General features: G+C 42.3%; 6 protein-coding genes. 1 reads left to right on the top strand and 5 read right to left on the bottom strand.

Annotated features, from left to right (window positions below):
* Nucleotides 1-120 precede the first annotated feature (120 nt).
* The gene (locus LG34_RS12380) at nucleotides 121-1,476 is read left to right on the top strand and encodes an SLC13 family permease (protein WP_109216346.1); all 1,356 of its coding nucleotides are present in this window, start codon (nucleotides 121-123) and stop codon (nucleotides 1,474-1,476) included.
* Between the two features lie 162 nt (nucleotides 1,477-1,638).
* Here the strand turns inward: LG34_RS12380 and LG34_RS12375 are convergent, their stop codons facing one another.
* The 5 genes from LG34_RS12375 to LG34_RS12350 form a co-directional block, all read right to left on the bottom strand.
* Nucleotides 1,639-1,926, bottom strand: a complete 288-nt coding sequence (locus tag LG34_RS12375) for a helix-turn-helix domain-containing protein (RefSeq protein WP_109216345.1) — start codon at nucleotides 1,924-1,926, stop codon at nucleotides 1,639-1,641.
* 490 nt (nucleotides 1,927-2,416) lie between these two features.
* On the bottom strand, nucleotides 2,417-2,608 hold the full coding sequence (locus LG34_RS12365) for a ferredoxin (protein WP_109216344.1): 192 nt from the start codon (nucleotides 2,606-2,608) through the stop codon (nucleotides 2,417-2,419).
* Nucleotides 2,609-2,687: 79 nt separating this feature from the next.
* Nucleotides 2,688-4,217: an FAD-dependent oxidoreductase gene (locus LG34_RS12360; RefSeq protein ID WP_109216343.1), complete on the bottom strand. Its 1,530-nt coding sequence runs from the start codon at nucleotides 4,215-4,217 to the stop codon at nucleotides 2,688-2,690.
* 138 nt (nucleotides 4,218-4,355) lie between these two features.
* A complete protein-coding gene (locus LG34_RS12355; RefSeq protein WP_109216342.1) occupies nucleotides 4,356-5,930 on the bottom strand; it encodes a PucR family transcriptional regulator in 1,575 nt (524 codons plus the stop codon).
* A complete protein-coding gene (locus tag LG34_RS12350) occupies nucleotides 5,927-6,811 on the bottom strand; it encodes a LysR family transcriptional regulator (protein ID WP_109216341.1) in 885 nt (294 codons plus the stop codon). The genes LG34_RS12355 and LG34_RS12350 overlap by 4 nt, the downstream gene beginning before the upstream one ends.
* Nucleotides 6,812-6,874 lie beyond the last annotated feature (63 nt).

Below are 6,874 nucleotides of genomic sequence, written 5' to 3'. Positions count from 1 at the left end.
AGTTCTTTTAAGACATAATGATAGCAGGGGCTTTTTACATATGTAGTATATGGTATATTCAGAACGTGATTGGGACGGTTCTGGCTTACTACCGCATACACAAAATTTGAGGAGGTATTTATGGCAGCACAAATCACAGCCGTTATTATTTTCCTGATCATGTTTGCATTGATCATCACGGAAAAAATCCCACGGCACATAGCCACGACCATCTGCAGCATCGCGACTATCATTCTCGTCTTTGGTGTCTGTATGCACAGTGCAACTGCACTCTGGGACACCCTGAACTTTCAAACTTTTACATCTGTTGATTTCTGGCGCGCGGGGGCGGAAGCGACAGAAAGCACAAAAGGAATCAACTGGCAGACCATCATTTTCATCGCTGGTATGATGATCATGGTGGAAGGAATGGCACTTTCCGGATTTTTCTCCTGGCTCTGCCTGACCATTGCCAAAGCAGTCAGATACAACACGACAAAGATTTTTATCATGTTTATGATCCTTGCCTTTGTCCTGTCCATGTTTATTGACAGCATTACCGTAATTTTATTCCTTGCGGCAATCACAATTACCCAAAGTAAACTATTGCAGTTTGATCCGATTCCGGTCATTATCGCAGAAATCTTCTGTTCGAACCTTGGTGGTTCTTCCACGATGTGCGGCGATCCGCCAAATATCATTATCGGAACGGCTCTGCATTATACCTTTACCGATTTCCTGACCAATACCGGTGTGATCGCAATCATCTGTCTGGTATTGATGATTTTCTTCTTTTACATGTGTTTTCGTAAAAAACTTGGTAAACGAAATCTTTCCGAAGAAGAAATCGAAAAAATGCCGACACCGCAGAGTGCCATCACAAATAAACGTGCTTTTATCATCAGCACTGTGATTTTCCTCTGTGCCGTAATTCTGCTGGTAACACATGGTCAGACCGGTTTAACAGTTTCCACCATCGGCATCATTGCCGCGGTTGCTACCTGCATCACAGCAGGTAAGAAAAGCAAAGCAATCCTGCGACGTGTTGATTATCCGACACTTGTATTTTTCACCGGCTTATTTGTAGTCGTTGGCGGTCTGGAAGAAACCGGTATTCTCGAACTGATCGCAACCTTTATTCATGCGATCAGTGGTGGAAATATCACATTTATCGTAATTATTATTATCTGGATCTCCGCTGTAGCAAGCGCGATCATTGATAATATTCCATTTTCGGCTACGATGATCCCGATCATCAAAAGCCTTGCTGCAACTTCCGGTGCAGATCTGTCCGTCCTTGCATGGACACTTGCCCTTGGTACTGACATCGGTGGCAGCGCAACTCCGATCGGTGCTTCTGCGAATGTCGTTGGCATCGCCGTTGCATCCAAAAACGGTCATCATATTTCCTGGAAGCAGTATTGCAAGTACTCCATTCCGGCAACATTGATCGTTATTACTGTTTCTATGTTATATATCATTGTTAGATATATATAAAACAAAAAAGATGCCTTATTTTGCACAACTAAATAGGACTTCATCCTATCCCTATTACAAAAGACATCTTTACTCCTGCTCTGTCTCCCCCTTATCTTTTCTCATTCTTTTTCGGGGGAGGCAGATTTTATTTTGATATTTTTGATTCGTCTTTCCAAAACATCATGCTTTCTGTTTTGGTACAAATTCAATCTTTAACACCATCCCCATTCCTTCTGCTAATCTTTTTAACAAGTTAACAGATGGATTTCTTGTTCCATTTTCCAGTTTGCTAATATCTGCCTGATCAATCCCTGTACGTTCTGCTAATTCCTTTTGTGTTAAATTTTGAGAAGTACGTGCACCTACAATTGCTCTAATTACATCAAACTCCGGTTGCATTTCTTCATATTCTTTTCGAAAGTTTTCATCATTCATCTGTTTTTCCAACATTTCATTTAATGTTTTCATACCTTCTTCATCCTTTCCATATAGTCTTCTCGTCGCGCTTTTGCTAATTGTATTTCTGCTACAGGTGTTTTTTGTGTCTTCTTGACATATCTTAGCTCTCATTTTTGGATTAAGCTTATCTAAAAATTTTTCTACAGGATTATCTCCGTCCTCTGTTTCATATGCAATAACTTCAAATTTTGTCATATGTATTCCCCTATATTATATGGCACATATACCATATTGTCAATTTTGTTATTTTTCTTTTATTCATTTCTGAGAATGCATTCGTCATGACATTTATAAAGTGTAGCCAGTATATAATGCCTTTCTTTCACCGTCAATGCCCGTTTTTATCACAAAATTTTTTCTGTACAAATTGCATAAACCCCATCTTTCTGCTACATCCCTTGTATTTTCTGGCTATATCAAAAATCAGGAGTCAAAAACCTGATTTTTCAACTCCTGAAATAACATCATTTTTGTTTAATTTGCCACCCTAGCATATGATTTATTTTTTCAAATAAATCGCTGTCACCGCACAATCACGTGCCGCATTTTTCGCAGTTTCTTCCAGTTCTGCCGGAAGTTCATCGTATTTCACATCAATACAATCTTTGTCAAAATTATGTGCAAACAACTCTGGATACAGACCTACGCAAATACCGCACCGAACACAATATTCTTTTATTTCAACTTTCATTTTCCGTTCCTCCAACTTTATTTTTCAAAATATACCAAAACTTTTAAAATGCTGTTTTCACAACTCATCTGCTGTTCAATTATGCATTTTTCTCCAGATAATCACAAGCACTGTCTCCTGCAGCAAAACCAAACGGCATTGCAAAATAAGCACCTGCACTTCCACCTGTCGGCGGGTTTCCGTAAAATTCGCTCATCATATTGTCACCGGCTGCGTAAAGTCCCGGAATTGCTTTTCCGTCTTCGCGGATAACCTGCATTTTTCCGTTTACTTTGATACCGCCAATGGTGTCATAACCTGCACAGAAAACACGCATTGCATAGAACGGACCTTTGCGTACCGGGCGGAGATATTTTGCATCTTTTCCAAACTCTTCATCCTCGCCATTATCACAATATCCGTTGTAGCGATCCAGTGTTTCCTCTAAGCCTGCCTGATCGATGCCAGACTGTGCACACAGCTCCTCGATCGTATCTGTCATAAATACGTGTTTGTTGCCTTTTTCGTTGATCAGTGTCTTAAACTGTCCCGGAATATCCGTCAGTTTTTCTACCGGGAAAATGAAATACATGTAGTCCACACCATCTTCTTCCAGATGACGACGGGTATCCTCATCAAATACGATATAGCTCTCACCGTTTGGCTGATTAGCGATACCGGTGCTGATCGCCATATGGTTGTTGGAAATACTCTCATCAATGAAACGCTCGCCGTTTTTGTTTACCCAGAGATACGGCTGCTCCTGAATGGTACGTGTCTCGTTGTATACGATCCACGGAGAACTTGCCACGATGCCCGGTCCAGGAACCAGATTGTGTCCGGATACAGCGATCGCGCTCTGTGCGCCGCCAAGTTTCCATGCAAGCTTCTGTCCGTCACCGGTTTGACCGGAGTTCGGATAGCAGTTAAACAGCACATTTCCGTCACCGGAACAGTTATAATCAGTAAATGTAAATCCGGTATATTTCTTCATCATCTCACGGTCTTCCATAATTCCGCCGCTGGCAATGATGACTGCTTCACATTCCACTTCGATTTCTTCTTTTGTCTCATTATTTACAGCTTTTACGCCATTTACTTTTCCGTTCTCGTCCACCAGAATATCTGTGATCGGTGTGTTGAGCATATACTGTCCGCCACGTTTAATGATATCTTTCATGGCATTCAAACAGATCAGCGCACCGCCGTGTCCTTTTCCACGACCAGGAACCAGATAAAAATCACCATGTGCCATGATCGCCGGCGGAAATCCATCTGCATATTTCGGATTTCCGATATCCTCAAGCTCCAGTTTCTGTGTCTGGATCATCTTAATTCCAAGACGCTCAATATACTCTTTTGTTCTCCAGGAATTGTTTACATACTGACGGATCACGGATGGATTTGCGTTGTAGTTAGAATACTCATACAATAAATGAAATGCTGTATTCTGAAAATCTTTGTCATTTCGAATACTTAAGTATGCGATCGGACAGTTGGAAACTGCTCCACCCTGATACGGTTTCTTCTCAAATACCATTACTTTTTTTCCACGGGCAAGGGCTGCATCTGCTGCAGAAATTCCTGCCATACCACTTCCCATGATTACCAGATCTGTTTTTAACCTCATAAAAATAAAACCTCCTTCACCTGTTGCTCTTTTTTCGAACACCTATTAAGGAGATTTTATCAATAACGCTTTTCTATTTGACCTTTCATCTGGCATAAATCATATGTATTTTCAAGAATACAATTGTGCATTTTGCACTCAGCTAAGGTATTGTTCTATCTGCATCGACAAAATATACCGCATCTTTTCCTCCGCGTCATCCAGCGAAATGCCATAGTTTTCTTCCACCGACTGAATCACATTCCGCACTGTATTTCGGTGAATTCCAAGTTCTGCTGATGTGCGTGTTGCACTGCAGTCATTTTTTAGATAACACAACACCGTTTTTCCATATGCACTGTGATGCTCCCGATCATACTTTGCCACCTCACGATAAAACTCCGACTGCATCGCCCTCGGATTCATTTCATCTTCCATCCTTGAAAACAGATGATACATCACCACATCCTTATACTGATAGATCACCTGCTCCTTTGTTTTCTGCAAAACATTCTCATTCCATGACAAAGTAAACACCGCCTGTGTGTACGCATCCCGCAGACACCTTAACTCATTAAAAATATTGCTGATCCCGATGCGGTACTGATACTGCTCCAGAAGCTGCCGCAGAATCCCAAGCTCCTTTTCATTGAAAAACACTTCCTGATGCAACGGTACTTTGCTGTATTTCAGCAGACAAATATGTTTCTCATACAAAAACGGTTTGATCTCCCAGGACTGCCGCTCCAACAGACGCGCCAGAAACTTCAGCGGCACATTTTCCTGATTGGAAAAATCAAGAATTCCCAGAGCAAAATAGCCGGTTTCTTCCAGTCCGTCGATCATATTTACCTGCTCCGTGATACGGTCCTCTGGAATTTCTGCCGTTCCAAGCAGGTTTGCCAGAAATGTCTCATACATCATCCGACCATGTCTCTGATTTTCATAATTGCGCTGCAAATAAAAAGACATATTTTTCATAAACATGCGGACCAGATCCAGATATCCATCTTCCGGTGAATGATCCCCACAGAAAAAAGAGGTATAGCCAAGCAGCGTCTGTCCGCTGAAAAACTGCAGATAAATATTCGTGCCAGCGTTTTCCGCTGACGGCGCGATCAACATTTCTCCTTCCCGTATCTGGGAAAAAATCTGCTTTTTCTTCAGCTGCTCCATGGTATGTGCATCCGTATATCCCTGCTGCACGGTTTCCCAAAAGGTCTTGTAATGAGATTCGCAATGCTTTGTATATGCCAGCACATCGAAACTTGCATCAAATACGATCATCGGATATTCCAGAACCGGCTCACTGATATCGATCAGCTCCTGCACGTCCTTTCCTTCCAGCGCCGCAATGTGCATATTTTTGTCCCATTCAACCAGGCGGTAAAAAATTTCCACCAGTGCATTCATGACTTCCGGCACTGATTTTTCCGTCTCGATACAGATCAGATTATTATGAAACTGTCTCCATTCTTTTCGCTGTTCCTGATTTTTCTGACCGGCTTCCTTTTGTGAAAAAATCACCAGCATACATACCGTTTGCGATAATATCTGCGTTTTCTCCGGAATATGCGCGCCATCACATAAATACAAATACTCATCGCTCAGATCTTCCCGTTCCGGAATCCAGTGTTTGATTCCTGCAAATTGCTGTTCCGTCTTTGTTTCCCCTAAAATGGTGATTCCCATATCCCGGATAAAATACAGAAGCATATTTTTCGTAATTGTCATGACAAATCCCCCATCATTTTCTGCAATTTCTTCAACTGCCCGGATATATGTTTTGGGTTATACACCAGGTTTAAAGAAATCGGCATTGCATCGGCGATCGGTATCAAAATCAGGTTTTCCAACGATGCGGCACAGTAATCCCGCGCGATAAACGCCACTCCGCGATTCGCCCGCACCAGCGATACAACCGTTTCCATATTTGGCAGATATTCGATCCTGTTGTGATAATCTCGATGACTTCCATGTAGGAAAAATGGCAGCAACGCATGCTGTACCGGTGCTTCCTGCTCACTCAGATACAAAAGTGTTTCGTTGGAAATATCATGGAAAGAAATCTGTTCATAATCCGCATATTTATGTCCCTTCGGAACTGCCAGTGAAAGCTGTGCTTCATGCAACGTCTGCATTTGCAAAGGTTCCGGACAGGTGGTCGTCGTTGCCAGAATGATTCCCGCATCAATTTTTCCATTTAATAAGTCAGAAAAAATCTGACTTGGCAGACTTCCGGTCAGCTTCAGATCAATTTCCGGATACCGGCTCTGAAACTGCGCCAACACGTCTGCCACATGATAATTCAATGCCCCCGGCATGTGGCACAAATGAAGATCATTTTCCGATACATTTCCTGCTGCCCGCACCCGCTGCAAAAGTTCCTCCCGCTTGTTAAACAGTTCATTTGTCTCTGACAGCAATACTTCCCCCGCATACGTTAGTTTCAGAGAATGTTTTGTCCGGTCAAACAGACTGACACCCAGTTCCGCCTCAAGCTGGCTGATCTGTTTGCTCAGTGCCGGTTGACTGATAAAAAGCTCCTTCGCCGCCTTTGAAATATTCAAATGTTTTACTACTACCAGAAAATATTCTAATGTTTTTGTGGTCATGTGCTTCTCCTTTTAGATTCAAGTCGAACGCACGTGAGACTTGGTGCGTGATTCTGGTCAGCG

Source organism: Eubacterium ramulus (genome assembly GCF_003122485.1).
Classification (GTDB): domain Bacteria; phylum Bacillota; class Clostridia; order Lachnospirales; family Lachnospiraceae; genus Eubacterium_I; species Eubacterium_I ramulus_A.
The sequence above is the reverse complement of the archived record's forward strand: the minus strand, read 5'-3'. Positions and strand labels throughout refer to the sequence as shown.

Bases quoted from the DNA above. Each gene is read 5' to 3' on its own strand.
- LG34_RS12380 (WP_109216346.1), top strand. From the start codon at position 121: ATGGCAGCACAAATCACAGCCGTTATTATTTTCCTGATCATGTTTGCA.
- LG34_RS12375 (WP_109216345.1), bottom strand. From the start codon at position 1,926: ATGAAAACATTAAATGAAATGTTGGAAAAACAGATGAATGATGAAAAC.
- LG34_RS12365 (WP_109216344.1), bottom strand. From the start codon at position 2,608: ATGAAAGTTGAAATAAAAGAATATTGTGTTCGGTGCGGTATTTGCGTA.
- LG34_RS12360 (WP_109216343.1), bottom strand. From the start codon at position 4,217: ATGAGGTTAAAAACAGATCTGGTAATCATGGGAAGTGGTATGGCAGGA.
- LG34_RS12355 (WP_109216342.1), bottom strand. From the start codon at position 5,930: ATGACAATTACGAAAAATATGCTTCTGTATTTTATCCGGGATATGGGA.
- LG34_RS12350 (WP_109216341.1), bottom strand. From the start codon at position 6,811: ATGACCACAAAAACATTAGAATATTTTCTGGTAGTAGTAAAACATTTG.